Origin of the sequence: Streptomyces sp. NPDC098101 (genome assembly GCF_044760185.1) — a bacterium.
In the GTDB taxonomy this organism is placed as follows: Bacteria; Actinomycetota; Actinomycetes; order Streptomycetales; family Streptomycetaceae; genus Streptomyces.
In genome coordinates this window covers 1,017,642-1,042,254 of record NZ_JBIWAS010000003.1, presented here as the reverse complement: position 1 = coordinate 1,042,254, position 24,613 = coordinate 1,017,642, and the positions used below count along the sequence as shown (strand labels likewise).

Here is a 24,613-nt window from a genome sequence, read left to right as displayed (position 1 = left end):
ACGGGGTCCAGGGCCTGGTTGAGCCCCATCCCCGACGCGCCCCTCGCGCCGCTCGGCCCCGGGGGCCTCCCGGGCTTCGGGCCGCTGCGCCGGACTCCGTCCGCCGGATGGGGCCGATGCCGGGCCCGATCGGCTCAGCGCCGCGCCGCCACCCCGGTCAAAGCCGTCACCACGGGGTCAAGGGCCTGGTTGATCTCGTCGCCGATCGAGCGGAAGAAGGTGATGGGGGCGCCGTACGGGTCGTTGACCTCGTCCGCGTCCGGGGACGGGGCCAGGAGCCACCCGCGTAGAGCCGCGGCCGCGCGGACCAGGGCGCGTGCGCGTTCGACCATGCCCTCGTCGCGCGGGTCCGGGAGCGTGGCCGGGTCGATGGCGCGGACCAGGCGGGTGAACTCCTTCAGGGTGAAGGTGCGCAGACCCGCCGAGTGGCCCATCGAGATGACCTGCGCCCGGTGGTCGCGGGTCGCCGTCAGGACGAGGTCCGCCCGGATGACGTGCTCGTCGAGGAGCTCGCGGCCCACGAAGCCGGTGTGGTCCGCGCCGAAGTCGGCGAGGACCAGTTCCGCGTTGGCCTCCATCGGGGCGCCCTCGTGGCCCCAGGTGCCCGCGCTCTCCACGATCAGGCCGCCGCCGAGGGGGTCCCCGAGCCGGTCGCACAGGGCGTGGCGGGTCAGCCGCTCGGTGATCGGCGAGCGGCAGACGTTGCCGGTGCTGACGTGGAGGATGCGGAAGGTGTCGCCGTCGTCGTGCCCCGCTATGCCACGCCCCTCAGGGGCGGTCAACTGGCCACCTCGAGGTCGGGTACGACCTTCCGGAGCTCCTCCGGGGAGAGCGCCCCCTCGCGCAGCAGCACCGGCACCGGTCCCGTCACGTCGACGATGGACGAGGGGACGATGCCGGGCGTCGGACCGCCGTCGAGGTACACGGAGACGGAGTCGCCGAGCATGTTCTGCGCGGCGTCGCAGTCCTCCGGCGACGGGTGGCCGGTGAGGTTGGCCGAGGAGACGGCCATCGGGCCGACCTCGGTGAGCAGCTCGATCGCGACCGGGTGCAGCGGCATCCGGACGGCGACGGTGCCCCGGGTGTCGCCGAGGTCCCACTGGAGGGACGGCTGGTGCCGGGCGACCAGGGTGAGCGCGCCGGGCCAGAAGGCGTCGACGAGCTCCCAGGCCTGCTCGGAGAAGTCGGTGACCAGGCCGTGCAGGGTGTTCGGGGAGCCGATGAGCACGGGCGTGGGCATGTTGCGGCCGCGCCCCTTGGCGGCCAGCAGGTCCGCCACGGCCTCGCTGCTGAAGGCGTCCGCCCCGATCCCGTACACGGTGTCGGTGGGCAGCACGACCAGCTCGCCCCGGCGGACGGCGGACGCGGCCTCGCGCAGGCCGGTCAGTCGGTCGGTCGCCTCGTTGCAGTCGTATCGCCGTGCCATCAGTTCCCGGCCTCCTCGTACGCGTGGTTCGTCATGGCGGTGATGACGGTCGGGGCCGTCATGGCGTCGCCTTGCGGGCGGTCGCGAAGCGCGGCCGGTTGTTCAGGTCGGGGTGGTCGGCGGCGTCCGCCCAGCCGGCCTCCTCGTTGAAGATCCACGGCACCTGGCCGCCCTGGGTGTCCGCGTGCTCGATGACCACGAGGCCGCCGGGGCGGAGCAGACGGTGGGCGGTGCGCTCGATGCCGCGGATGGTGTCGAGGCCGTCCTCGCCGGAGAAGAGGGCCATCTCCGGGTCGTGGTCGCGGGCCTCGGGCGCCACGTACTCCCACTCGGTGAGCGGGATGTACGGCGGGTTGGAGATGACCAGGTCGACCTGGCCGTCGAGCTCCGGCAGGGCGCTCAGCGCGTCCCCCTGGTGGACGGTGACGCGCGAGCCCTCGGCGTTCTTCCGGGTCCAGACGAGGGCGTCGTCGGAGAGCTCGACGGCGTGCACGCGGGAGCGCGGCACCTCCTGGGCCATGGCGAGGGCGATGGCCCCGGAGCCGGTGCACAGGTCGACGATGAGCGGTTCGACGACGTCCATGGCGCGCACGGCGTCTATGGCCCAGCCGACGACCGACTCGGTCTCCGGCCGGGGCACGAAGACGCCGGGCCCCACCTGGAGCTCCAGGTAGCGGAAGAACGCCCGCCCGGTGATGTGCTGGAGGGGTTCGCGGGCCTCGCGGCGGGCGACCGTCTCCCAGTAGCGGGCGTCGAAGTCGGCGTCCTTGACGTTGTGCAGCTCCCCCCGCCTGACGCCGTGCACGAACGCGGCGAGCTCCTCGGCGTCGAAGCGCGGGGAGGGGACGCCGGCGTCGGCCAGCCGCCGGGTGGCCTGGGCCACCTCGGCGAGCAGCAGACTGCGGGGGCCTGGGGGTCGCCCCCCAGAAAGTGACTGCACGCTGGTCCTCCGTGGTGCGGGGTGGGGCTTGAGGGGTGGCCGTACGGCCTCACGGGACCGTACGGCCCCGCGGGTGCCTCAGGCCGCGGCGAGCTTCGCCGCGGAGTCGGCGTCGACGCACGCCTGGATCATCGTGTCGAGGTCGCCGTCGAGCACCTGGTCCAGGTTGTACGCCTTGAAGCCGACGCGGTGGTCCGAGATGCGGTTCTCCGGGAAGTTGTACGTCCGGATCTTCTCGGAGCGGTCGACGGTGCGGACCTGGCTGCGGCGGGCGTCGGCGGCCTCGGCCTCGGCCTTCTCCTGGGCGGCGGCGAGGAGCCGGGAGCGCAGGATGCGCATGGCCTGCTCCTTGTTCTGGAGCTGGCTCTTCTCGTTCTGGCAGGAGGCGACGATGCCGGTCGGCAGGTGGGTGATGCGGACGGCGGAGTCGGTGGTGTTGACCGACTGGCCGCCGGGGCCGGACGAGCGGTAGACGTCGATGCGCAGGTCGTTGGCGTGGACCTCGACCTCGACCTCCTCGGCCTCGGGCGTGACGAGCACGCCGGCGGCGGAGGTGTGGATGCGGCCGGCGGACTCGGTGGCGGGGACGCGCTGGACGCGGTGCACCCCGCCCTCGTACTTGAGCCGGGCCCAGACGCCCTGGCCGGGCTCGGTGGCGCCGTTGCCGCCCTTGGTCTTCACGGCGACCTGGACGTCCTTGTAGCCGCCCAGCTCGGACTCGGTGGCGTCGATGATCTCGGTCTTCCAGCCGACGCGCTCGGCGTACCGGAGGTACATGCGGAGCAGGTCGCCGGCGAAGAGCGCGGACTCGTCGCCGCCGGCGCCGGCCTTGATCTCCAGGATGACGTCCTTGTCGTCGCTGGGGTCGCGCGGGACGAGGAGCAGGCGGAGCTTGTCGGTCAGCTCCTCCCGCTCCTTCTCCAGCTGCTTGACCTCGGCGGCGAAGTCGGGGTCGTCGTGCGCCAGCTCGCGGGCGGTCTCGATGTCGTCACCGGTCTGCTTCCAGGAGCGGTAGGTGGCGACGATCGGGGTCAGCTCGGCGTAGCGCTTGTTGAGCTTGCGCGCGTTCGCCTGGTCGGCGTGGACCGAGGGGTCCGCCAGCTTCGTCTCGAGGTCGGCGTGCTCGCCGACCAGTTCCTCGACCGCCTCGAACATTCGGGGGCTCCTGGTTTTCGTCAGTTGCTACGGGGACGCCAAAGCGCCGGTCCCGGCCACCCGCGCGGGGCGACCGTGGACCGGCGCAGGGGCTCGCTACTTGTTGGCGGAGCCGGCGGCCTTGCCGAAGCGGGCCTCGAAGCGGGCGACGCGGCCGCCGGTGTCGAGGATCTTCTGCTTGCCCGTGTAGAACGGGTGGCACTCGGAGCAGACCTCGGCACGGATGGTGCCGTCGGTGAGGGTGCTACGGGTGGTGAACGACGCGCCACAGGTGCAGCTGACCTGGGTCTCGACGTACTCGGGGTGGATCTCGCGCTTCAAGGTGTCTCCTATGTTCCGGGAGGGCACCGGGTCGCCACCGCGGGTTGCGGACTGCGTGAACCGGGGCCGACGTACCAGTCTGCCAGGACTGGCCGCATCTCCCCAAACCGGGGTCGGGCCGGAGGTATTCCCGGGCTATCTCACGACGCCTTCGGCCGCCCCGGTGGCGGTGCCCTCGGTCGCGGAGGCGGGGACGGGCAGATCGTCCTTGAGCGCCTTCCAGACCTGCCCGGACTGCCGTTCCAGGGGGACGACGCGGTTGGGGTCGATCCGGTCGTACGCGACGGGCAGCGTGATCATGTGGACGTTCCGGGCGTCGATGCCGGAGAGGCCCCTGGCGAAGGAGGCCAGTTCCTGGACGGAGTCGAGGTCGGAGTCGGGGGTGATGGCCTTGGTGGCGGCGTCGGCGAGGCCGAGGAGCTTCGCCGGGTTGCTCAGGACGCCGACGCCCTTGACCTGCTCGACGAAGGCCTTCATGAAGGCCTGCTGGAGCTGGATGCGGCCGAGGTCGCTGCCGTCGCCGACGCTCTTGCGGGTGCGGACGAGGCCGAGGGACTGCTCGCCGTCGAGGGTGTGGGTGCCCGGTGCGAGGTCGAGGTGGCTCTTGTCGTCCCGGATGGGCTCGGTGGTGGTGATCTCGACGCCGCCGAGCTCGTCGATGAGCCTCTTGAAGCCGGTGAAGTCGACCTCGACGTAGTGGTCCATGCGGATGCCGGACATCGCCTCGACGGTCTTCACGGCGCAGGCGGGGCCGCCGACCTCGTACGCCGTGTTGAACATGGCGCGGCGCCGGCCGGGGACGTCGGTGCCCTGCGCGTCGGTGCAGTCCGGCCGCTCTATGAGGGTGTCGCGGGGTATGGAGACCACGCTCGCCTTCTTGTGGCCCTCGTGGACGTGGACGACCATCGCGGTGTCGGAGCGGGCGCCGCCCTCGTCCCGGCCGTAGGCGTCGTTGTCGCCGGAGCGCGAGTCCGAGCCGAGGACGAGGATGTCCAGGGAGCCGTCGTCGACGTCCACGGGCCGCTGGGGGCCGAGCTGGGCGTTGATGTCGACGCCCTCGATGTTGGCGTCGAGCTCCCGGTAGGAGGCGTAGCCGAATCCGGCTCCGCCGAGGACGAGGAGCGCGAGGATCCCCGTGATGAGGAGCGGTGCCCTGCGGCGCCGGCCGCCCGTACCGCCGCTGTTCGTCTGCTCGGTCATCGCCCCAACCCCCGGCCTTCGGCCCTAGATTCACCTTCTGTGACGGTGGAGGGTGCGAAAGGGTTGCGCGCGGATTCCCGGGGATTCGGGCGGGGTTCGCGCGGGAGCCGGGCGGGATCCTGGTGGGGCCCTGGTGGAAAAACACCGCGCCCACCGTGCGAACACGGTGGGCGCGGTGGTTGGCGCAGGTGGCGTCAGTCGTTGTTGCTCGCTCCGGGGGTGGTCTTCTGGATCTGGAGGAGGAACTCGCCGTTCGACTTCGTCTGCTTCATCTTGTCGAGGAGCAGCTCGATCGCCTGCTGCTGGTCGAGCGCGTGCAGCACGCGGCGGAGCTTCCAGGTGACCGCGAGCTCGTCGCTGCCGAGGAGGATCTCCTCCTTGCGCGTGCCCGAGGCGTCGACGTCGACGGCCGGGAAGATGCGCTTGTCGGCGAGCTTCCGGTCGAGCTTGAGCTCCATGTTGCCGGTGCCCTTGAACTCCTCGAAGATCACCTCGTCCATGCGCGAACCCGTGTCCACCAGAGCGGTCGCGAGGATGGTCAAAGAGCCGCCGTCCTCGATGTTGCGCGCGGCACCGAAGAAGCGCTTCGGCGGGTAGAGCGCGGTCGAGTCGACACCACCGGACAGGATGCGGCCGGAGGCCGGGGCGGCGAGGTTGTACGCACGGCCCAGACGGGTGATCGAGTCGAGCAGGACGACCACGTCGTGACCCAGCTCCACGAGGCGCTTGGCGCGCTCGATGGCCAGTTCGGCGACGGTGGTGTGGTCCTCGGCCGGGCGGTCGAAGGTCGAGGAGATGACCTCGCCCTTGACCGACCGCTGCATGTCGGTGACCTCTTCCGGACGCTCGTCGACCAGGACGACCATCAGGTGGCACTCGGGGTTGTTGTGCGTGATCGCGTTGGCGATGGCCTGCATGATCATGGTCTTGCCGGTCTTCGGCGGGGCCACGATCAGACCGCGCTGGCCCTTGCCGATCGGCGACACGAGGTCGATGATCCGGGTGGTCAGCACGCCGGGGTCGGTCTCCAGGCGGAGCCGGTCCTGCGGGTACAGCGGGGTCAGCTTGTTGAACTCCGGACGGCCGCGGCCGGAGTCGGCGGCCATGCCGTTCGCGGAGTCCAGGCGGACCAGCGCGTTGAACTTCTCGCGGCGCTCGCCCTCCTTCGGCTGGCGCACGGCACCGGTGACGTGGTCGCCCTTGCGCAGGCCGTTCTTGCGGACCTGGGCGAGGGAGACGTACACGTCGTTCGGACCGGGCAGGTAGCCGGAGGTCCGGATGAACGCGTAGTTGTCGAGGATGTCGAGGATGCCCGCGACGGGGATCAGGACGTCGTCGTCCGCGACCTGCGGCTCGCCGGCCTGGAAGTCGTCGCGGCCACGGCGCCCGCGGCGGTCGCGGTAGCGCCCGCGACGGCCCCGGCGGCCGCCGGCCTCGTCGTCGTAGTCGTCCTGCGGACCGGCCTGCTGGCCGCCGCCCTGCTGGCCCTGGCCGCCGCCCTGGCCCTGGCCCTGGCGCTCCTTGCGCTGGCCGCCCTGGCCGCCGCCCTGCTGGTCGTCGCCCTTGCGGTCGCGCTGGCGGTCCCGGCGGTCGCGGCGGTCACCGCGCTCGCCCCGGTCCCGGCGGCCGCGGCCCTCGGTGCCGTCGGCGCCCTCGGTCCGGGTGTCGGTCTGCGTCTCGGCCTTGACCTCGCGGGTCTCGGTACGGGCTTCCGCACGGGCCTCGGTCTTGACGGCCTGGGCGCCCTCGGTCCCGCCCTCCGGCGAACCGGCGGGGGCGGTGGCACGACGGCGGCGGCGCTCGCCGGCCGGCTGGTCGTCACCGGCGCCCTGCTCCGACGGAGTCTTGGGCGAGGGCTGGCCCGGGATGTCGATCTGCTGCTGGGCGACGGCCTTCTCGGCCTTCTCCGCCTTGGGGGCGGGGGCCTCGGCGGCCGGCTCGGCGGCGGTCTCGCCCGTACGGGCCTTGGAGGTGGCGCGGCGCTTCGGCTTGGCGTCGGCGGCGTCGGCGGCCTTGGCGGGGGCGGCGGAGCCTCCTCCGGCCTGCGCCTCCTTGATGACCTCGATCAGCTGGCTCTTGCGCATCCGCGCGGTGCCCCTGATGCCGAGGCCGGACGCGACCTGCTGCAGCTCGGCCAGGACCATGCCCTCGAGGCCGGTGCCGGAGCGGCGGCGCCGTGCGGTGCCGCCGGTGGCAGCACCTGCGGCGGGCGCGGCGTTGTCGACACTGTTGTCGGCAGTCACGCCCATCAGATCGGTGGTGTCGCTCACGAAGGGTCCTTCCCTGGAGCGGACGTCGGCCATCTGGCTCGGCGACCGGTTGTGCTGTCCGGCAGGGTCCTGGTGTGTGGACCGAGTCCGGGGCGGTGGTCCCGCCGGGTGCGGCGGAAGAGAGAAAACGTGCTGTGGGTCCGGCCCGAGGCCCCCTGCTCGGCCCTCACGAGAGAAGAGCGAGGGGTGTCGTGCCGGTTCCGGAGCGTGCTCGAAACTGCTCAGGCGGGCTGCTCAGGCAGTTGGGGAGGCTCCCGGAAGAATGGGTGGTCCCTGAGGGGACACTCCGCACCGCTCCACAAAGAGGTCGGGTGCAGACTTGAGGTTAACACTACCGGCTCCAACAAACATTCCCCCTCTCCCTCACCGGCAATCTCCCGACCGGGACGCCACCCGGCGCCCCGGCCCCGTCGTCACCTAGGGCGCCAGCGGCAGGACGCTCGCGCCGGAGGCGTCGAGGTCGAGCCTGTTCGCGGCCCATCCGTCGCCCGCGAGCAGGGCGACCTTGTCGGCGGTCCCCCGCTCCGCGAGGGCGAGCACCGTGGGGCCCGCGCCGGAGATGACCGCGGGGACGCCGTCCGCCCGCAGCCGGTTCACCAGGGCGACGCTCTCGGGCATCGCCGGGGCGCGGTACTCCTGGTGCAGCCGGTCCTCGGTGGCCGCGAGCAGCAGCTCGGGGCGGCGGGTCAGGGCCTCGACGAGGAGGGCGGCGCGCCCCGCGTTGGCGGCGGCGTCCACGTGCGGGACGGTGCGCGGCAGGAGGCCGCGGGCGGTCTCGGTCAGGACGGGCTTCCCGGGGACGAAGACCACCGGAACGATGGAATCGGAGGGATCCATCCTGATCGCCCGCGCCGCGCCGGACTCGGTCCAGGCGAGCGTGAATCCGCCGAGGAGACAGGCGGCGACGTTGTCGGGGTGGCCCTCGATCTCGGTGGCCAGCTCCAGGAGGGCGGCCTCGTCGAGCCGGGCGTCGCCGCCTATGGTCACGGCGCGGGCGGCGACGATGCCGGCGCAGATGGCGGCGGAGGAGGAGCCGAGGCCGCGGCCGTGCGGGATGCGGTTGGCACAGACGACCTCCAGGCCGCGCGGCTGACCGCCGAGCAGGTCGAAGGCCGTGCGCAGGGAGCGTACGAGCAGGTGGCTCTCGTCGCGCGGGAGCGTCTCGGCGCCCTCTCCGGCGATGTCGACGTGCAGCCCGGAGTCGGCGACCCGGACGACCACGTCGTCGTAGAGGCCCAGCGACAGGCCGAAGGCGTCGAAGCCCGGGCCGAGATTGGCGCTGGTGGCGGGGACGCGCACCCGTACGGCGGCGGCGCGGAACGCTGGACCGGCCATCGCTCGATGACTCTCCTTGATTGCGACAACGGGTATTTCAACGGGTATTTCAAGAGAAGTACACCGGGACCCGGCGGGCCGTTTCGGCCACGGGGGCGACAACGGCAACGACACCGCGCATATGCGTCGGGGCGGGTCGGTACAGCCTATCGAAGGAAGGTTCCGCGGCGACATAGGGCGCACAGGAGGCGCACGATGCGTGTCGCGGGCCAACCTGTGCCCCTCTGGGCGTTCCTGATCGGGTTTCGCCCCGCGGTCCTTCTCGTACGGGGGACGGTTCGGCGAGGAACGCGTCCCCCGTACGGAGGAGCGGGATCAGGCCAGGCCGAGGCGCTCGGCGGCGGCCGCGGCGTCGACCGGGACGGTGACGGGCTGCGGCGCGCCGGCGACGGCCCAGTCGGGGTCCTTGAGGCCGTTGCCGGTGACGGTGCAGACGATCCGCTGGCCGGGGTCGACCTTGCCCTGCTCGGCGGCCTTCAGCAGGCCGGCGACCGAGGCGGCCGATGCGGGCTCGACGAAGACGCCCTCCTGTGCGGCCAACAGGCGGTAGGCGCGCAGGATCTCACGGTCCGTCACCTCGTCGATGAAGCCGCCCGACTCGTCGCGCGCGGCGATCGCGTAGTCCCACGAGGCCGGGTTGCCGATGCGGATCGCGGTGGCGATCGTCGACGGGTCCTTGACGACCTCGCCGCGCACGAGCGGGGCGGAGCCGGAGGCCTGGAAGCCCCACATGCGGGGGCGGCGGGTGGCGAGGCCGTCCTCGGCGTACTCGCGGTACCCCTTCCAGTACGCGGTGATGTTGCCCGCGTTGCCGACCGGGAGGACGTGGATGTCGGGGGCGTCGCCCAGCATGTCCACGATTTCGAACGCGGCGGTCTTCTGGCCCTCGATGCGGACCGGGTTGACCGAATTGACCAGCGCCACCGGGTAGTTGTCGGAGAGGCGGCGGGCCAGGGTGAGGCAGTCGTCGAAGTTGCCGTCGACCTGGAGGATCTTCGCGCCGTGCACGAGGGCCTGGCCCATCTTGCCGAGCGCGATCTTGCCCTGGGGCACGAGGACGGCGGACACCATGCCGGCGCGGACCGCGTAGGCGGCGGCGGAGGCGGAGGTGTTGCCGGTGGAGGCGCAGATGACGGCCTGCGCGCCCTCCTCCTTGGCCCGGGTGATGGCCATGGTCATGCCCCGGTCCTTGAAGGAGCCGGTGGGGTTGGCGCCCTCGACCTTGAGGTGCACCTCGCAGCCCGTGCGCTCGGAGAGGACCTGAGCCGGAACGAGCGGCGTACCGCCCTCACGGAGCGTGACGACCGGCGTCGCGTCCGTGACCGGAAGGCGGTCCCGGTACTCCTCGATGATGCCGCGCCACTGGTGGGTGCCCTTGCTGGTCATGGGTCCTTACTCCCCTTCAACACGCATGATGCTGGCGACACCGCGCACGGTGTCGAGCTTGCGCAGCGCCTCGACGGTCCCGGAGAGGGCGGCGTCGGGCGCGCGGTGGGTGACGACGACGAGGGAGGCCTCACCGTCCTTGCCCTGCTGACGGACCGTATCGATCGATACGCCGTGCTCGGCGAAGACCGTCGCCACCTGGGCGAGGACGCCCGGCTTGTCGGCCACGTCGAGGCTGATGTGGTACCGCGTGACGACCTCGCCCATGGAGCTGACGGGCAGCTGGGTGTACGCGGACTCCCCGGGGCCGTTGGCCTCGTTGAGCTTGTTGCGGCAGACGGCGACGAGGTCGCCGAGCACGGCGGAGGCGGTCGGCGAGCCGCCGGCGCCGGGGCCGTAGAACATGAGCCGCCCGGCGGCCTCCGCCTCGACGAAGACCGCGTTGTACGCCTCGCGGACGGAGGCCAGCGGGTGGCTGAGCGGGATCATCGCGGGGTGCACGCGCGCGGTGACGGACCCGCCGTCGGCGGCCCGCTCGCAGATGGCGAGCAGCTTGATGGTGCAGCCCATCTCCTTGGCGGAGGCGAAGTCGGCGGCGGTGACCTCGGTCATGCCCTCGCGGTAGACGTCGTCGAGGCGCACGCGCGTGTGGAAGGCGATCCCGGCCAGGATGGCGGCCTTGGCGGCGGCGTCGAAGCCCTCGACGTCGGCGGTCGGGTCGGCCTCGGCGTATCCGAGGGCGGTGGCCTCGTCGAGCGCCTCGGAGTAGCCGGCGCCGGAGGTGTCCATCTTGTCGAGGATGAAGTTCGTCGTGCCGTTGACGATGCCCATCACCCGGTTGATCTTGTCGCCGGCGAGGGACTCGCGCAGCGGCCGGATCAGCGGGATGGCGCCGGCGACGGCGGCCTCGTAGTAGAGGTCCTGGCCGTACCGCTCGGCGGCCTCGTAGAGGGTCGCGCCGTCCTGGGCGAGCAGGGCCTTGTTGGCGGAGACGACGGAGGCGCCGTGCTCGAAGGCGGCGGTGATGAGGGTGCGGGCGGGCTCGACGCCGCCGATGACCTCGACGACCACGTCGATGTCCCCCCGTTTGACCAGGGCGGTGGCGTCGGTGGTGACCAGCTCCGGGGCGATGCCCTCGCGGACCTTGTCGGGCCGGCGGACCGCCACGCCGGCGAGCTCGACCGGGGCGCCGATGCGCGCGGCGAGGTCGTCGGCGTGCGTCGTCATGATGCGCGCCACCTCTGAGCCGACCACTCCACAGCCCAGCAGCGCCACCTTCAGCGGACGCGTACGCATCATCCGACCTCGTTTCTCGTACTACTTCGTATCGCTACGTTCGTATCTCTACGGTCCCTACGGTGAGGACCAGTCTCACTCACCGGACGGGGGTTTCCGCCCTTTGTCCGGATCGTGAGACATGGATTCCATCACCCGACTATTTCATCATCCGACGTCGAGACGCAGGAGATCTTCCTCCGTCTCGCGGCGGACGATGACGCGCGCCTCGCCGTCGCGGACGGCCACGACGGGCGGGCGGAGCGCGTGGTTGTAGTTGCTGGCCATGGAGCGGCAGTACGCGCCGGTGGCCGGTACGGCGAGGAGGTCGCCGGGGGCCAGGTCAGAGGGCAGGAAGGCGTCCCGTACGACGATGTCGCCGCTCTCGCAGTGCTTGCCGACGACCCGGGAGAGCATCGGCTCGGCGTCGCTGGTCCGCGAGACGAGGCTGACGCTGTACTCGGCGTCGTACAGGGCGGTCCGGATGTTGTCCGACATGCCGCCGTCGACGCTCACGTACGTGCGCAGCCCGTCGAGGGGCTTGATCGTGCCGACCCGGTAGAGGGTGAAGGCGGTGGGGCCGACGACGGCCCGCCCGGGCTCGACGGAGATGCGGGGGGTCCGCAGCCCGGCGGCCTCGCACTCCCGCGTCACGATCTCGTTGAGCGCCTTGGCGATCTCGTGCGGCTCGCGCGGGTCGTCCTCGGAGGTGTACGCGATGCCGAGGCCGCCGCCGAGGTCGATCTCGGGCAGCTCGACGCCGTGCTCGTCGCGCACCTCGGTGAGGAGCTGGACGACGCGGCGGGCGGAGACCTCGAAGCCGGCCATGTCGAAGATCTGCGAGCCGATGTGCGAGTGGATGCCGACGAGTTCGAGCCCGTCGAGCTTCAGCGCCCGGCGCACGGCCTCTGCGGCCTGCCCGCCGGCGAGCGCGATGCCGAACTTCTGGTCCTCGTGGGCGGTGGCGATGAACTCGTGGGTGTGGGCCTCGACGCCGACGGTCACCCGGATCTGCACGCGCTGCCGCTTGCCGAGGGACTGGGCGACGTGGGCGACGCGGACGATCTCCTGGAAGGAGTCGAGCACGATCCGCCCGACGCCGGCGCCCACCGCCTTCTCGATCTCCTCCTCGCTCTTGTTGTTGCCGTGGAAGGCGATGCGCTCGGCGGGCATTCCGGCGGAGAGGGCGGTGGTGAGCTCGCCGCCGGAGCACACGTCGAGGTTCAGTCCCTCTTCTGTGAGCCACCGAACGACGGCACGGGAGAGGAAGGCCTTCCCGGCGTAGAAGACGTCGGCGTCCGGGCCGAAGGCGTCGGCCCAGGCGCGGCAGCGGGCGCGGAAGTCGGCCTCGTCGAGGAAGTAGGCGGGGGTGCCGAACTCCTCGGCGAGGTCGGTCACCCTGATTCCCGCGACGGTGGCGACCCCGTGCTCGTCCCTCCCGACGGTGCGTGACCACACCTTGGGGTCGAGGACGTTGAGGTCGGTGGGCGGGGCGGAGTAGTGGCCCTCGGGGAGGACGTCGGCGTGGCGGGGCCCTGCGGGGTGGGCGGAACGGCTCATGTCTGCGTCTGCTCTTTCAGATCCGATCGGGTGCGCTGATGCCGAGCGCGGAGAGGCCACCGGCGAGCACCGTCCCGGCGGCTTCGGCGAGCGCGAGCCGGGAGCGGTGGGCGGCCGAGGGTTTCTCGTCGCCGAGCGGCAGCACGGTGTGCTGGAACGCGAGCAAGGCGTCGGCGACGGCTTCGAGGTGCCGGGCTACCCGGTCGGGGGCGCGGTGGCGGGCGGCGGCGAGGAGCGCGGAGGGGTGGTCGCGGAGGAGGCCGAGGAGTGCGGCGCCGTCGCAGTCCCCCGGTTCGGGGGAGAACCCGAGCTGCCGGGCGTTGACGAGCAGCCGGCGGGTGCGGGAGTACGCGTACCGGACGCGGAAGAGGGGGTTGCGCTCGTGCGGGACGAGGAGGGGGGCGGGGTCGAGGGGCCGGTCGTGGGGCGCGGCCCGCAGGAAGGCCCAGCGCAGGACGTCCTCCCCGTAGGAGGGGTCGTACTCCCCCGGATGTACGTGGAGCCACTCGCCGTACCGCCCGATCTCGACGTCGGCCCCCTGGGAGCGCAGCAGCCGGGCGAGGGTCTCGGTCACGAGGGCGTCGCGGGGCGCGGTCGTCCCGGCGAGGAGGACGACGGTCCCGGCGAGGTCGGTGCCGTGTCCGTACGACGTCCCGGCGGCCAGGATCTCCCGTACGAGATCGGCGTCGGCGTCTTCCCGCAGGGTGAAGTTCAGGAACCCGGGCCCGGTGATCTCGACGCGCCGGAGCCCGGAGACGTCCCGGAGCCGCTCCCGCAGGATCCCGGCGACGTCGAGGGGGGTGCGGCCGGCGGGCCGGGCGAGGGTGAGCGCGACGCTGCTGGCGTACTCCCCCACTCCCCCGGGCCGGGTCCGCTCGACCTTCACCCGCGGAGGGACGTCGACCCGCAGAGCACCGTCGTCGACCGCGCGGCGCACGGCGTGCAGCACGGTGAGGGAGAGGTCCGCGGGGGTCACGGGACCAGCGTAGGGGAGGAGGGGGGGCCTGACGCGAACCGGTTTCGCCATGCGGGCAACGGGGTACGGATGGGCCCCTCGGCCCGCGGGGGAAATTCAGTCGGGAAGGGAGTCGCCGCGGCCGTCGACGGCGCCGTCGAGAAGACCTTCCTCCCGAGGGACGTCGACCACGGCCGGTTCCTCTCCACCGTCCTGACCGGCCGCGCCGGGACGGTCCCGCCGCTCGCGGCGCATGAGCTGGCGCACGACACGGACGAGCTCGGCGGGCTCGAAGGGCTTGGAGAGGAAGGCGTCGACCTCGGGCGCGGCACCGTCGACGACCTCGTTGCAGGCGCTGATGATGGCGACCGGCAGGTGCCGGGTCCGCGGATCGGCCCGCAGCCGCTCGGCCGTCCTGATCCCGTCGAGGCGGGGCATGACGACGTCGAGGGTGACGACATCGGGCCGAACCCGATGCACGACATCCAGACACTCGGCACCATCGGCCGCGGTCACGACCTCGAACCCCTCGAGTTCGAGATTGACCCTGATCAGCTGCCGGATCACCTTGTTGTCGTCGACAACGAGCACCCGGCCGGACGCGCCTGACACACGAACGAGAGTAGGCCGCCCCCGCCGACCACGTCCGGCTTTTACCCACTTCCGACCCGTGCGGGGGACACGGCCCCCCGTGACACCCCGGAAATACCTGTTCACAGGCACGCCCCGGGAGCTGGTAGGGTTCTACCCGTCGCCGCCGAACGCGGCGCACGCCCCCGTAGCTCAGGGGATAGAGCAACGGCCTCCGGAGCCGTGTGCGCAGGTTCGAATCCTGCCGGGGGCACTTCGCAGAAGTGCCACACAGACCCCGTGATCAGCGGAAAAGCTGAACACGGGGTCTTGTTGTATGTACAGGTGCGAGCAGGGCTGAGCGGCCGTATGTCGAGGTCTGTGGACGAGGCGTGGACGGGATCATGGGGCATCGCCGCATGTGAAGCGGGAGGACCCGCCGGCATCACACGTCTTCTGCCGTCCAGCTACTAGAACGATCCGGAAGTAGCAGATCCCCGGTCTCAGACGCGCCATCCACTGAAGAATGACAGCCATGGTTGCAATCATCCGTGCTGCCCTCAAAGAGGAGGAGCACCTCAGAACTTTGTGGCGCCAGAGAGATGACGGGAGCATGCCGCACTGGGTCACCACCCAGTACCAGGAACACTGGAAGGGCTCCCACGTCACTCTGATCATCACTGGAGCCGAACGCGGCGCCCCACAGGTGACCTACGTTGCACAGGCCGGCAAGCTACGGGGGCCGGGCGACGACTTGAAGAGGCGAATCGAAGTAGTCAAGCCGTACCGGCTCCTGTCCCCCGTGCCATGGGCCGAGCTGGAAGCCTTGGTTCCTCAACTCTCGCGCCAGTACCTACTTCGCGACGGGGCCCTGCCAAGTGGTGCGGGTAAGCACCTGCTGAAAGCTTTGAGTAAACGGGCCAGCGATGTCATTCCTCATCTCCAGACCCTTGGAGCAGGGGACAGGCACTCTCCGGCCCTGACGCCGGCCGCCAGGCTACTCATGGACGAACGCGACGCGACTCTCACCTCTGTACGCATGGCGGACTTCGACGTTGACGAGCTTGTTAGTTGGGATCAACCACACGAGGACGATGACGTTCCATTCATTACCCGCCTTCAAACTCGTAACGGACCATCCCACGAGGACGACCTAATCGCACACGACGTGCAGCGTTTTCGTGATTGGCTAGGCCCTCAGGACTGGCTGAACCGGGCCGGTTGGGCAGGCTTCAGCCAGGGAGAGCAACGACTCTTCATTTACAACGCCAACCGCAAGGCTGCCGAAAAGACACTCGGCGTGGATCTGATCTACTACCACGAGTCTCGCGATTGCTTCGTCATGGTTCAATATAAAAGGATGTCGAAGGGGAGTGGAGCATCGGAGTGGCGCTACTACCCGAACAACGACAGCAACCTTACGGAACAGCTTGAACGCATGCGAGCGATCGACGACGAGTGTGACAAGTCGAAACGGACAATCGATGATTATCGACTCTCCGCAAGACCTTCCTGGATCAAGCTCTGCCAAGGCGACTCTCTCCTGCCAGACGCGAAGAGCCTGACGCCCGGAATATACCTGGCCCGCGAGCATTTCGATCAACTGCACAGGCGGTTCCAAACCGCAGGTAACCCTCGATCCTTTAGCCGTAAGACAGTTGACCGTTATCTTGATAATACCGAGTTCACCGATCTCGTAGCTGGCGGCTGGATAGGTACTACGGGGTTGGGATCGAAAGGAGTCCAACGCCAGCTCGAACTCAGCTTGAGCGGAAGTCGCGAGGTGATCTTTGCCGCGGTGACTGGCGGTTCGCCTTCTAAACGGGAGCGGATGCAGCGCCGGCGTGAGCGCGGAACGGACCGACGTTCTTAGCGACACCACGCACACATGCAAAGAGGCTCCTGGGGCAGCGATCTCCCCGGGAGCCTCCACCGCACAACTACAGGGTTACTCGTACTCGCGGAGCAGGTCCTCGATGCGCCGGTTGGCGACGTCCTGACGCCCGTCGAGGCACTTCCCGTAGCAGGTCAGCAGGACCTCGACGCTGTTGCCGGCGCGCTCCGCCACCTTGGTCGGGTCGACGCCCGCGTTGGGCCAGCTTGACAGGGCCGAGTGCCGAAGGTCGTACGACCGACTCGCGAGCCGCGAGGCAGCGACGGCCGGCGGAAGCGCGAGGAGCCGGGCCTCCTGCCAGACGCGGTAGTAGGTCGAGGACGGGACCACCGAACCCTTCTCGCTGAAGAACAACCGCCCGTAGTCCGCTGTGCCGGAGGTGGCCAGGTGTTCCCGGAGAACGGTCACGAGATGAGGCGGGACGGGTACCCGCCGTACGTCCTAGATCGGTCGATTCTTCAGCCCGCGGTCGTCGTGGGCCTCCCCCGAATCGGCCCACTGCCTGCCGACCGACGGGCGAGTCCGGTGGAAAAGTGCCGATCCCCACCCTTGCTCAGGAAGGACGAGGTCCGTTTCGGCCAGGCCGACAGCTTCTGCCGGACGAAAGCCACCGAAGTACATCGCGGCAAAGAGGCCGACGATCCGACGACCACGAGCACGCCGGTACCCACCCACGTAGGAGACAGCCGCCAGGAGATTCCGAACTTGCTCCGGGTTGGCGACGACGCGGGGGTGACCTGGTTGGACACTTTCGGCTTCTGCCAGCGGACAACCGTGATCGGGATTTCCCGCAACTCCCTCAGATCCACCGCGTAGTTCGCCGCATTCACGAGGGTCCGCCGCTTGCGCCGCACAGTTTCCGCAGCGGTCGGGGTCCCGTCAAGCTTGAGTTTCAGAAAATCGAGCACCGCGCGAGCCGTAGCAGGCTCAGCAAGATCAGCGAGGGGTCAAAACGCTTTGGACACCCAGTGAAGGACGTTCTTCACGCCGTTCGGAACTTCTCGCTCCGCAGGCCCCGGAAGCAAGAAATCCCAATTGCGCAGCGCCCTGCGAATCGACCCGGCGGCGGCCGGGGCGGTCATCAAGGTTTTCTACCGTCACGCTGGCGAGCGATTCATTGATGCCATCTCGCATATTGGGGGCGGCGTGAGGCCGCTTCATCGCGAGATACCTGAGGGAAAAGTCGTACCACGACACGGCCGACTTCTTCTCTTCCATCGAGGCAGGGAGGACGGACTCCGTGTCGAACTCCTCGCCGTCCCGCATCGCTCGCATCAGCTTGGTGCGGTAGTGATCCGCAAGCGCCTTGGTACGGAAAGAATCCGAGAAGACATTGCCCGCCACGGACCAGCGGACACCGTACGAAGGCGTCTTGGTATCCCGCTTACGGACGCTCCAGACCTTCACGTCGAGGGACTTCACGCGGCTGCCTCCAGTCCACGGAGCCACGTGTCGAGACCGGCATCTGGTCGCGGAGGGAGCAGCCGACGGAGGCGGAGACCGGCAGGACGTGTCCGCGGTGGGTTACCGGGCTGTCCAAGGCAGACCAGAGGTCGAAGAGGTTGACGGCGCCGAGGTTGGTGACGATGGCGGCGAACTCGTCCCTGCCGAGGCGGGCGGCGATCTCGTGCCGTCGCACCAGTCGGTCAGCCGGTCGGCGGTGGCGACGAAGACCGTGTCGCCGGCGGCGTGGTCGTGAGTGTCGTTGACGGCCTTGAAGTCGTCCAGGTCGACCAGGAGCACCAGGGCGCCGGGGTTCTTGGCCAGCAGGTGTTCGGCGCGGTGGTTCATCCGGCGCGGGTGTGCAGGCCGGTCAGGGGGTCGCGGCGGGCGGTGGCCAGACGGCTCGAGAGCAGACCGCCGTGCTGAGCCCAGCCGAGGGCCGGTAATCCAGCGGCGGCCATGGTGTACGTGTCCACGGGGGTCACCGGCTCTTCTGTCGCGGACGAGCAGGCGCAGGACGACGGCGATCAGGGCGACGGAGACGCCGGTGAGGAGCATGGAGACCAGGACAGTGCCGACGACCAGGACCACCGCGCCACCGCCGGCGGCGAGGGCGAGCGCGCTGCCCGGGGTGAGCTGGACCGTGGTCCAAGCCGGGGCAACCGGCGTCGAGGCCGGAACGGACGTGACCGGCTCAACATCGGCGGTCGGAACGGGAGTCGGCTGAACGAGCAGGGTGACGAGGCCGGTCGGAAGCAGGTTGACCGGGGCGTGCGGTCGGAGCATGGCGGAGTCTCCCTACTTGGTAATCAGGTCGATGAGCGGGGCGAAGAAGCTGTCGGCGAGGAGGTGGCCGCCAAGGAGGATCACGGAGACGAGCCACCGGGGCGGGCGGATGAGCTTAATGCCGAGGCCGCCGACGATGATCAGGGCGAGCCAGAGCGGAACGTCCACGCGACAGGCTCCTTCGAGTTCAGCGGGACTGGCAGCGGTGGGTACGAGCGGCGAGTTCGGCGGCGGCACGGGTGTGTAGTCGGCGGAGAAGTCGCAGCCGAGGGCGGTGCACACGGCGGTGTGCTTGGTGCGGCCCGACCGTCGCGGTGGGTGCCGATCTGCACCGGGCCGATGCGGATCACGTCGTGGAAGCAGTTCGGACGCACGGGTCTTTCTCCTTCCTGATTAGGCGAGTTGGAGCGCGGTGGAGTCCGCAAAGGAAGCGGGCATGCCGTGCCGGGTGTGGAGGGTCTCCGCGTCGATCGACTCACCGGTCTGGGCCCGGTGGGCGTCCGCGATCTTCTGGGCGTGCGCCAGGAGCGCGGGTAGCACCGGGCGCAGATGGTCGGGCAGGGCCCAGATGCCGCCGACGCCGTGCTCGCTGAGCAGGTCGAAGCGGTCCTCCATCTCCCCGACCAGCCCGTCCAGCAGGCCGTCCGTCTCCTCCGGGGTAATCGCCAGAGCCGACAGCCGGGGCGCATGGCCACGGTGCTCGACGCCCAGCTTGCAGTCGATACCGACCAGGGCCACCGGCAGTCGGGCCAGCCCGGCGATCAGGTTGCGCTGGTACATCGACTTGCCGGACTGGTTCGCGCCGAGGGTCAGCGTGTGCGGGACCTTCAGGTAGTCCCGGACGAACGCGGTCCCGTCCTCCCGCAGCGCGACCGGGACCGTCATCGGACCGGAAGCCACCCGGTGGTGGGGCATCCGCACCCGGCGCAGGACGTCGTCCCCGGTCATCCGTAGCTCCACGAACCCCGGCTTCGTCTCCACCACGTTCACCGAGTGGACGCCCCAGGCGTGCCGCAGCCGCTCGGAGGCCGCCATCACGTCGGCGGGCTCCAGACCGGCCGGGAGCCGCAGCGTGACCCGCAGGCCGGTCGCGATACCCCGGAACCGGCGGACCTTCGGGGGTACGGGCTGGGCGTCGGGGCGGCGGGCGAGGTTGCGGACCATGAGTGCCCGCAACCGGGACGGCTGCACCGTCAGCCCACACACCCATCGTGGAGCGGTAGGTGATCGCGAACCGCGTCGTCGCCACCGGCAGACCTACCAGCGACCAGAACACCCGAGGCGCACGGACCTTCTCGTAGCCGAGGCCCCGGCGGTTCCGGCGAGCGGGAGGCCGACTTCCCATAACGTCGCCAGGTCCGTCATGAAGCAGCCGCACCTGATGAAGCCAAACCCGTTCCCGCTCATCACAGCGGCCGAGCAGATGAGCATCGATGTCACGAACTGCACTCTGATCGGCGACTCGCTCACCGACATCCAAGCGGCCCACACCGCCGGGGCAGCGGTAGTCGGGTACGCCAACAAGCCCCACAAGGCGGACCAGTTCGCCGACGCGATCACAGAAGCACTCAACACGACGTAGCCAAGAGGCAGCGAGGGAGCTGTTACAGATTTCTCTACCTCATCAAGGCGCCCGCCGCGCACGGCGCGGCGCGTGTGGCCCGTCGCCCGGGCCTGCGCCCCACTCCAGCTCGGCCGCCGGCCGCACGCCTGCGGCTCGGGTTGATGGGTAACGAATCATGATGGGTCCGAGGCGGTACGCGAGTGCCGGCCGGTGGGGTGTGTCGGTGGGGGCCCTCTCATCCCGTCTGTCGTCGCCCCAGGTAGAGCCGAGCAACACGGCAACGGGCGTATGGTTCGACGGCAGACGGGATGAGAACTGGGGTGGTTGGTGGGTAAGGCTCGACGGATCTGACGTACGGACTAAGGCCTCGCGCCGCAGGCACCGCCTCTCAGAATGACTGCCTCAGCCCGCCTAGATCTGTCAGAGAGAGCCATCTCGCCCATATTTGACAACCCATCAAACGTCAAAAGAATTTTTACGGCAAATCTGCCGCCCCCCTTCTGACCTGCTATTTTTCAGTTGGAGCGAAGAGGCCGGTTGTCTCTTAAGGCTTGCACTGAGGGTTTCCAAATCCTAGGATTCCAACTCAGATACCTTGCAGCACCACCGGATGCTGCGAGAACTAGTGCTCGCGCTTCAAAAACGAAGGCCCGATGCGGACGGCCATCCGCATCGGGCCACGTTCGGAGCGTCTTACGTCAGGTGGGTTCGGCCGTCCACGAATCGGTCGCACTCACTTGGCGAGCACTACGGCCGAGCGCCATCCCCTAGCGGGCGGCTACCTGACTTACGCATCCTGCGACTGCCGTAACCGCCGGCACGATTGCCAGAATGATGCGGACCCACCACTCAGGGTCCCGCCACTTCTTCTGGCCTCCGTTGCGATCACTGCCCATCGCGACTCAACCCCCTACCCGGGTGATTGCCGGCCTGTCCACTGACATGGCCGGCGCCTCGGTACCCAGCCGAGACGTGCAAGGCCGGGAACGGTTGAGCTGCGCCACACCATACCTTCCTTGATCCGTCCACACCGAGCCCTTTCGCGAGGCTACCGGCGCGTAGCTCGTCAAACCTCCGTGAGATGAGTCACTCTGATGCCAAGTCAGCCAGGTTGATCAACTGGCCTCCAAGCAACTTGCGCCGCATCTAGCTGCGTTGAATGCCATAGATGCCTGCTCCCAGAGTCAGTACCAGCGGCTACCGTCAACAGCGACGTCAGGTTGGCGCAGCTTCAGGAGAATTTATGGGTGGTCGGTTGCGTGTAGGGCAGGTGTACCACTACGCCACTGGCAAGGATCCCGATCCAGCGGTGTTGGACGGGTACCCCCAACTTCCACCATGTGACCCACTCGCCCGAACTCCCGCGAGCCCTGCTGGAGACCGGGATCAACGGCATGGCGAAAGTCCGCGCGCCGGGCGGGGACGGGCGGCCAGTGATCCTCATCAGATCTAGCCTCTGGAAGGCCGGCACCGAACAGACGCCTTGGCACGACGTGTTCGACATGGATAACGGACACGTCCGCTACTTCGGCGACCACAAGGCCACCAGCACAGTTGAACCTGGAAGGGCCAACGGCAACACGGCCCTGCTTGACGCCTTCACCGGGCACCAGGGACACACTTCGGAGGAACGAGCAGGTGCAGTCCCGTTGCTGCTGTTCCGCGCGGCCTCGCGAAGCGGAAAGGTCAAGGGACACGTCGAGTTCTGCGGGCTAGGTGCCATCGAGCGGGCAGAGCAGCTGGTTCAGTGGAGCGGCAGCGAGCACACGACGTTCACGAACTACGTGTACGACATCGCTCTCATCGACCTCACCCAAGAGGACGACAAAGACTCCTGGGAGTGGATCGACGCTCGTAGGAACAAATCCGTGAGCAACATGGCATCGCTCGAACTCGCACCTCAGGCTTGGCGCGAGTTGGTCAAGCACGGAAACTCGGCCCTACTCAGGCTCCGGCGGCGTGTCGCTCGCGCCAAGGTGACCAAGGTTCCAGAGCAGCGGCCTGCTCCGGACAGCACCGAGGCCAAGGATCTGGAGCCGATCTACAAGTACTTCGACGGACGCAAGCACGAATTCGAGGCCGTCGCCTCCGCGGTCGCATCGCATGTTCTACGCGGCGCCGGCAACAGCTACGTCGAGGAATGGCTCACCCCGCGATCCGGTGACGGAGGAGCAGACTTCGTAGGGCGACTCGACATCGGCAGCGGCTTGGCCGGCACCAGTCTCGTTGTTCTCGGACAGGCGAAATGCGTCAAACTCGACAACCTAGTAACCGCCGAGCAGATCGCCCGCGTCGTGGCCAGACTCCGACGTGGCTGGATCGACGTCTTCGACACGACCGGGGCCTACTCCGTGCCCGCGCAAACCGAGATGGTGGAAGACCAGTACCCGATCGTCCTCATCAACGGGATGGATCTGGCTCGGGAGCTCAGGAGCATGGCCGGGGACAACCACGGCGGAGACCTCGAAGCCTGCATCGAGCACATACTGACCGTGCGAGAGACCGCGGTCACGAACCGGCGCCCCGAAGAGATCTTGCTGGAGTAGCCGACAGCGCGATGCGCGCCCTATTCGTGGACGACGGAGGTATGCCGATACGCTCACGTGTCTCTGACCAGCGGTAATTCACAGGACGCACAGGGCCTCCGGAGCCGTGTGCGCAGGTTCGAATCCTGCCGGGGGCACTTCGCAGGAAGTGCCCCAAAACCCCGCGATCAGCGGAAAGCTGGGTGCGGGGTCTTGTTGTATGTGCGGGCGTGTACGGCACTGGGCGGCTGTATGGAGGGGCCGGGGCCGGCTTCCCGTTCCTGAGCGTCGGGTTCGACGTAGATCTCGTGGGTGCGCGTGGTTGTCCTGGAAGTCACGACGGATGCCGGCGGCGAGCCAGGATTGGTTGATGTAGGCCCAGTGGACGGCGACAGCCGGGGAGGCCGGGGCGGTGGACCGCTGATGGGCACGAATCCGGTGGAGAGCGGCGAGAGCAGGATCAGCATCTGTGCCCGCAGCGGCACGTAGTCCTTCGAGATCTGCTCGATCCGTCTGAATAGGGTCGCCGCTCAGGGCAAGACGATGGGGATCTACGACGCCGAGTCCTCTGACGGGGCCCGGCGAGCCCGGATGTGGTTCGAGAGTGTCCGGGAGACCATCGGAAGGGACTTCGACCTTGACGGACGCCGACCAGCTCATCGAGACCCTGGCGAATGCCCGTGTCGTCCTCTTCGGCTTCGACGGGCCCGTGTGCGACGTGTTCGCGGGACTGTCGGCGCCCGAGGTCGCACGAGAGCTGACCGCGCTTCTCTCCGCCGGGGATGAAGCCGCGGGGGCGAAGGCCGCCCGGACGGACGACCCGATCGAGGTCCTGCGCATCGCGCACGAGGCCGACACCGAGCTGGGCCAGAGGGTCGAGCAGGCCCTGACGGCCGCCGAGGTGCGAGCCGTCGCGGTGGTTGGACAGCCGACCCCGGGAGCGGCGGAAGCCCTCCGGGCGGCACGCGCGGCCGGCCGGGGGGTCGCGGTGGTGAGTAACAACTCCGCCGAGTGTGTACGGGCCTTCCTGGAGCTCCACGGCTTGCGGGAGCACGTCACGGAGATCGTGGGCCGCCCTTCCGAACAGCTCCACCTGATGAAGCCGAACCCGTTCCCGCTCATCACGGCGGCCGAGCGGATGCACATCGACGTCACGAGCTGCACCCTGATCGGGGACTCTCTCACCGATGTCCAGGCGGCCCACGCAGCCGGAGCAACAGTCATCGGCTACGCCGACAAGCCCCACAAGGTGGACCTTTTCAGCGAGGTGCAAGCCGATGTCGTCATCGAGCACATGCAGGACATCGCCGACGCATTCACCGCCGCGTAGCGGCCTGTCCCTCGACCACCGCGCCCGGAACGAGGTGGAGCTCGTACGGGGTGTAGCACTCGGACATCTCAGTGCCGATCGTGGCACCGCATCCGCACCCCCGATTCGGGCCCTTGTCACCAGGGCTGCCGCAGCAGCCCACCTCTCCTGAGCTCAACGGAATCAAGTGCGGCATGTCCTCAGGGTGGAGCAGCAGGGTGTTGCGAGGCCCTCCCGAGACCATTTCGACGCCCTCCTCGTCGCTCATCGACGGTCCACCCGGATACGCCGGGACGAAGCTGTCCTGGTCATCGGCGGCCACGAACGGCGCACCGGTCGGGTCGGGGTCGACCGCATAGAAGCCGCGCGGCATGGTCGCCGGGGCGCGCCGCACTCCATCGACCGGCAAGCCGTCGTAGAAGGGGCGTTCGGGCACCTCGGCCATCTGTTGCAGCTCTGTTGTCAGCCGAGTGCCACACGCAGCACAGTGAAAAATCGTCATCGAGAGACTGACTACCGGGTCGGCCCGGATCGCGGCAACGGATTTTGAGCAGACCGTGAGGGCCCGGCCTGTTGTGACAGATTTCTCCACCGCATTAAGGAACCTGTAGGACTCGGCGCCGCAGTTCGTCGTTGGATCTCTTGCCTGTCTTCGCCGCGATCTGTCCCAGTGCGCCTTCGGGTGTTCGAGCGCGAAGG

The 24,613-nt window shown here is 69.2% G+C and carries 23 protein-coding genes, 1 tRNA gene and 2 pseudogenes; 5 read left to right on the top strand and 21 right to left on the bottom strand.

Annotated features, from left to right (window positions below; genetic code table 11):
* Positions 1–134 precede the first annotated feature (134 nt).
* The 13 genes from ACIQVI_RS17815 to ACIQVI_RS17755 all read right to left on the bottom strand — a co-directional run bounded on the left by ACIQVI_RS17815 (position 135) and on the right by ACIQVI_RS17755 (position 14,435).
* The gene (locus ACIQVI_RS17815) at positions 135–782 is read right to left on the bottom strand and encodes a protein-tyrosine-phosphatase (RefSeq protein WP_351970169.1); all 648 of its coding nucleotides are present in this window, start codon (positions 780–782) and stop codon (positions 135–137) included.
* Positions 779–1,426 carry an L-threonylcarbamoyladenylate synthase gene (locus tag ACIQVI_RS17810; protein ID WP_351970168.1) on the bottom strand — a complete coding sequence of 216 codons (648 nt, stop codon included), beginning with the start codon at positions 1,424–1,426 and terminating at the stop codon, positions 779–781. The genes ACIQVI_RS17815 and ACIQVI_RS17810 overlap by 4 nt, the downstream gene beginning before the upstream one ends.
* Positions 1,427–1,484: 58 nt before the next feature.
* Complete coding sequence (prmC, locus tag ACIQVI_RS17805) at positions 1,485–2,366, bottom strand: peptide chain release factor N(5)-glutamine methyltransferase (protein ID WP_351970167.1); 882 nt, start codon at positions 2,364–2,366, stop codon at positions 1,485–1,487.
* 78 nt (positions 2,367–2,444) lie between these two features.
* A complete protein-coding gene (gene prfA / locus ACIQVI_RS17800; RefSeq protein ID WP_351970166.1) occupies positions 2,445–3,521 on the bottom strand; it encodes a peptide chain release factor 1 in 1,077 nt (358 codons plus the stop codon).
* A gap of 96 nt (positions 3,522–3,617) precedes the next feature.
* Positions 3,618–3,842: a 50S ribosomal protein L31 gene (rpmE, locus tag ACIQVI_RS17795; protein ID WP_030218896.1), complete on the bottom strand. Its 225-nt coding sequence runs from the start codon at positions 3,840–3,842 to the stop codon at positions 3,618–3,620.
* Between the two features lie 135 nt (positions 3,843–3,977).
* Complete coding sequence (locus ACIQVI_RS17790; RefSeq protein ID WP_403596491.1) at positions 3,978–5,042, bottom strand: LCP family protein; 1,065 nt, start codon at positions 5,040–5,042, stop codon at positions 3,978–3,980.
* A gap of 194 nt (positions 5,043–5,236) precedes the next feature.
* Complete coding sequence (gene rho, locus ACIQVI_RS17785; protein WP_403596488.1) at positions 5,237–7,312, bottom strand: transcription termination factor Rho; 2,076 nt, start codon at positions 7,310–7,312, stop codon at positions 5,237–5,239.
* A 417-nt stretch (positions 7,313–7,729) separates the two neighbouring features.
* Positions 7,730–8,647, bottom strand: coding sequence for a homoserine kinase (gene thrB, locus ACIQVI_RS17780; protein WP_351970163.1), 918 nt, complete (start codon positions 8,645–8,647; stop codon positions 7,730–7,732).
* A gap of 315 nt (positions 8,648–8,962) precedes the next feature.
* Positions 8,963–10,033, bottom strand: a complete 1,071-nt coding sequence (gene thrC / locus ACIQVI_RS17775) for a threonine synthase (protein ID WP_351970162.1) — start codon at positions 10,031–10,033, stop codon at positions 8,963–8,965.
* 6 nt (positions 10,034–10,039) lie between these two features.
* The gene (locus ACIQVI_RS17770; RefSeq protein ID WP_351970176.1) at positions 10,040–11,329 is read right to left on the bottom strand and encodes a homoserine dehydrogenase; all 1,290 of its coding nucleotides are present in this window, start codon (positions 11,327–11,329) and stop codon (positions 10,040–10,042) included.
* A 147-nt stretch (positions 11,330–11,476) separates the two neighbouring features.
* Entirely contained in the window at positions 11,477–12,868 is a 1,392-nt protein-coding gene (lysA, locus tag ACIQVI_RS17765; RefSeq protein WP_403596483.1) for a diaminopimelate decarboxylase, read from the bottom strand.
* 16 nt (positions 12,869–12,884) lie between these two features.
* On the bottom strand, positions 12,885–13,844 hold the full coding sequence (nrtL, locus tag ACIQVI_RS17760; protein WP_403596480.1) for an ArgS-related anticodon-binding protein NrtL: 960 nt from the start codon (positions 13,842–13,844) through the stop codon (positions 12,885–12,887).
* Positions 13,845–13,940: 96 nt separating this feature from the next.
* Entirely contained in the window at positions 13,941–14,435 is a 495-nt protein-coding gene (locus ACIQVI_RS17755; protein ID WP_403596477.1) for a response regulator, read from the bottom strand.
* A gap of 160 nt (positions 14,436–14,595) precedes the next feature.
* Between ACIQVI_RS17755 and ACIQVI_RS17750 the strand changes: the two genes are divergently transcribed.
* Positions 14,596–14,667, top strand: a tRNA-Arg gene (locus ACIQVI_RS17750).
* A 261-nt stretch (positions 14,668–14,928) separates the two neighbouring features.
* A complete protein-coding gene (locus tag ACIQVI_RS17745) occupies positions 14,929–16,266 on the top strand; it encodes a hypothetical protein (RefSeq protein WP_403596474.1) in 1,338 nt (445 codons plus the stop codon).
* A 75-nt stretch (positions 16,267–16,341) separates the two neighbouring features.
* Here the strand turns inward: ACIQVI_RS17745 and ACIQVI_RS17740 are convergent, their stop codons facing one another.
* The 7 genes and pseudogenes from ACIQVI_RS17740 to ACIQVI_RS17710 all read right to left on the bottom strand — a co-directional run.
* Positions 16,342–16,695: a hypothetical protein gene (locus tag ACIQVI_RS17740; RefSeq protein ID WP_403596471.1), complete on the bottom strand. Its 354-nt coding sequence runs from the start codon at positions 16,693–16,695 to the stop codon at positions 16,342–16,344.
* Positions 16,696–16,745: 50 nt separating this feature from the next.
* Positions 16,746–17,195, bottom strand: coding sequence for a hypothetical protein (locus ACIQVI_RS17735; protein ID WP_403596468.1), 450 nt, complete (start codon positions 17,193–17,195; stop codon positions 16,746–16,748).
* Between the two features lie 28 nt (positions 17,196–17,223).
* Positions 17,224–17,709: a hypothetical protein gene (locus tag ACIQVI_RS17730; protein WP_403596465.1), complete on the bottom strand. Its 486-nt coding sequence runs from the start codon at positions 17,707–17,709 to the stop codon at positions 17,224–17,226.
* Positions 17,710–17,811: 102 nt separating this feature from the next.
* Positions 17,812–18,516: a diguanylate cyclase domain-containing protein gene (locus ACIQVI_RS17725; protein WP_403596462.1), complete on the bottom strand. Its 705-nt coding sequence runs from the start codon at positions 18,514–18,516 to the stop codon at positions 17,812–17,814.
* A gap of 12 nt (positions 18,517–18,528) precedes the next feature.
* On the bottom strand, positions 18,529–18,684 hold the full coding sequence (locus tag ACIQVI_RS17720) for a hypothetical protein (RefSeq protein WP_403596459.1): 156 nt from the start codon (positions 18,682–18,684) through the stop codon (positions 18,529–18,531).
* 19 nt (positions 18,685–18,703) lie between these two features.
* A pseudogene (locus ACIQVI_RS17715) lies at positions 18,704–18,890 on the bottom strand (mobile element transfer protein).
* Positions 18,891–19,053: 163 nt separating this feature from the next.
* Positions 19,054–19,881: pseudogene (locus ACIQVI_RS17710) on the bottom strand (FtsK/SpoIIIE domain-containing protein); the annotation flags it as partial.
* Between ACIQVI_RS17710 and ACIQVI_RS17705 the strand changes: the two are divergent.
* The 3 genes from ACIQVI_RS17705 (at position 19,880) to ACIQVI_RS17695 (ending at position 23,935) form a co-directional block, all read left to right on the top strand.
* The gene (locus ACIQVI_RS17705) at positions 19,880–20,098 is read left to right on the top strand and encodes an HAD hydrolase-like protein (protein ID WP_403596456.1); all 219 of its coding nucleotides are present in this window, start codon (positions 19,880–19,882) and stop codon (positions 20,096–20,098) included. The pseudogene ACIQVI_RS17710 and the gene ACIQVI_RS17705 overlap by 2 nt on opposite strands.
* 1,322 nt (positions 20,099–21,420) lie before the next feature.
* Positions 21,421–22,626, top strand: coding sequence for a restriction endonuclease (locus tag ACIQVI_RS17700; protein ID WP_403596453.1), 1,206 nt, complete (start codon positions 21,421–21,423; stop codon positions 22,624–22,626).
* A 616-nt stretch (positions 22,627–23,242) separates the two neighbouring features.
* Positions 23,243–23,935, top strand: coding sequence for an HAD family hydrolase (locus ACIQVI_RS17695; RefSeq protein WP_403596450.1), 693 nt, complete (start codon positions 23,243–23,245; stop codon positions 23,933–23,935).
* On the opposite strand, the gene ACIQVI_RS17690 is transcribed toward ACIQVI_RS17695, so the two are convergent.
* Positions 23,922–24,506 carry a hypothetical protein gene (locus ACIQVI_RS17690; RefSeq protein ID WP_403596447.1) on the bottom strand — a complete coding sequence of 195 codons (585 nt, stop codon included), beginning with the start codon at positions 24,504–24,506 and terminating at the stop codon, positions 23,922–23,924. The two genes, ACIQVI_RS17695 and ACIQVI_RS17690, sit on opposite strands and share 14 nt — an antisense overlap.
* Positions 24,507–24,613: the final 107 nt, after the last annotated feature.

What these genes read in the sequence shown, in the direction of transcription:
- ACIQVI_RS17810 (WP_351970168.1), bottom strand. Translation starts at nt 1,426, where the DNA reads ATGGCACGGCGATACGACTGCAACGAGGCGACCGACCGACTGACCGGC.
- thrB (WP_351970163.1), bottom strand. Translation starts at nt 8,647, where the DNA reads ATGGCCGGTCCAGCGTTCCGCGCCGCCGCCGTACGGGTGCGCGTCCCC.
- ACIQVI_RS17790 (WP_403596491.1), bottom strand. Translation starts at nt 5,042, where the DNA reads ATGACCGAGCAGACGAACAGCGGCGGTACGGGCGGCCGGCGCCGCAGG.
- ACIQVI_RS17725 (WP_403596462.1), bottom strand. Translation starts at nt 18,516, where the DNA reads ATGCTCCGACCGCACGCCCCGGTCAACCTGCTTCCGACCGGCCTCGTC.
- thrC (WP_351970162.1), bottom strand. Translation starts at nt 10,033, where the DNA reads ATGACCAGCAAGGGCACCCACCAGTGGCGCGGCATCATCGAGGAGTAC.
- ACIQVI_RS17770 (WP_351970176.1), bottom strand. Translation starts at nt 11,329, where the DNA reads ATGCGTACGCGTCCGCTGAAGGTGGCGCTGCTGGGCTGTGGAGTGGTC.
- lysA (WP_403596483.1), bottom strand. Translation starts at nt 12,868, where the DNA reads ATGAGCCGTTCCGCCCACCCCGCAGGGCCCCGCCACGCCGACGTCCTC.
- prfA (WP_351970166.1), bottom strand. Translation starts at nt 3,521, where the DNA reads ATGTTCGAGGCGGTCGAGGAACTGGTCGGCGAGCACGCCGACCTCGAG.
- ACIQVI_RS17705 (WP_403596456.1), top strand. Translation starts at nt 19,880, where the DNA reads ATGAAGCAGCCGCACCTGATGAAGCCAAACCCGTTCCCGCTCATCACA.
- ACIQVI_RS17745 (WP_403596474.1), top strand. Translation starts at nt 14,929, where the DNA reads ATGGTTGCAATCATCCGTGCTGCCCTCAAAGAGGAGGAGCACCTCAGA.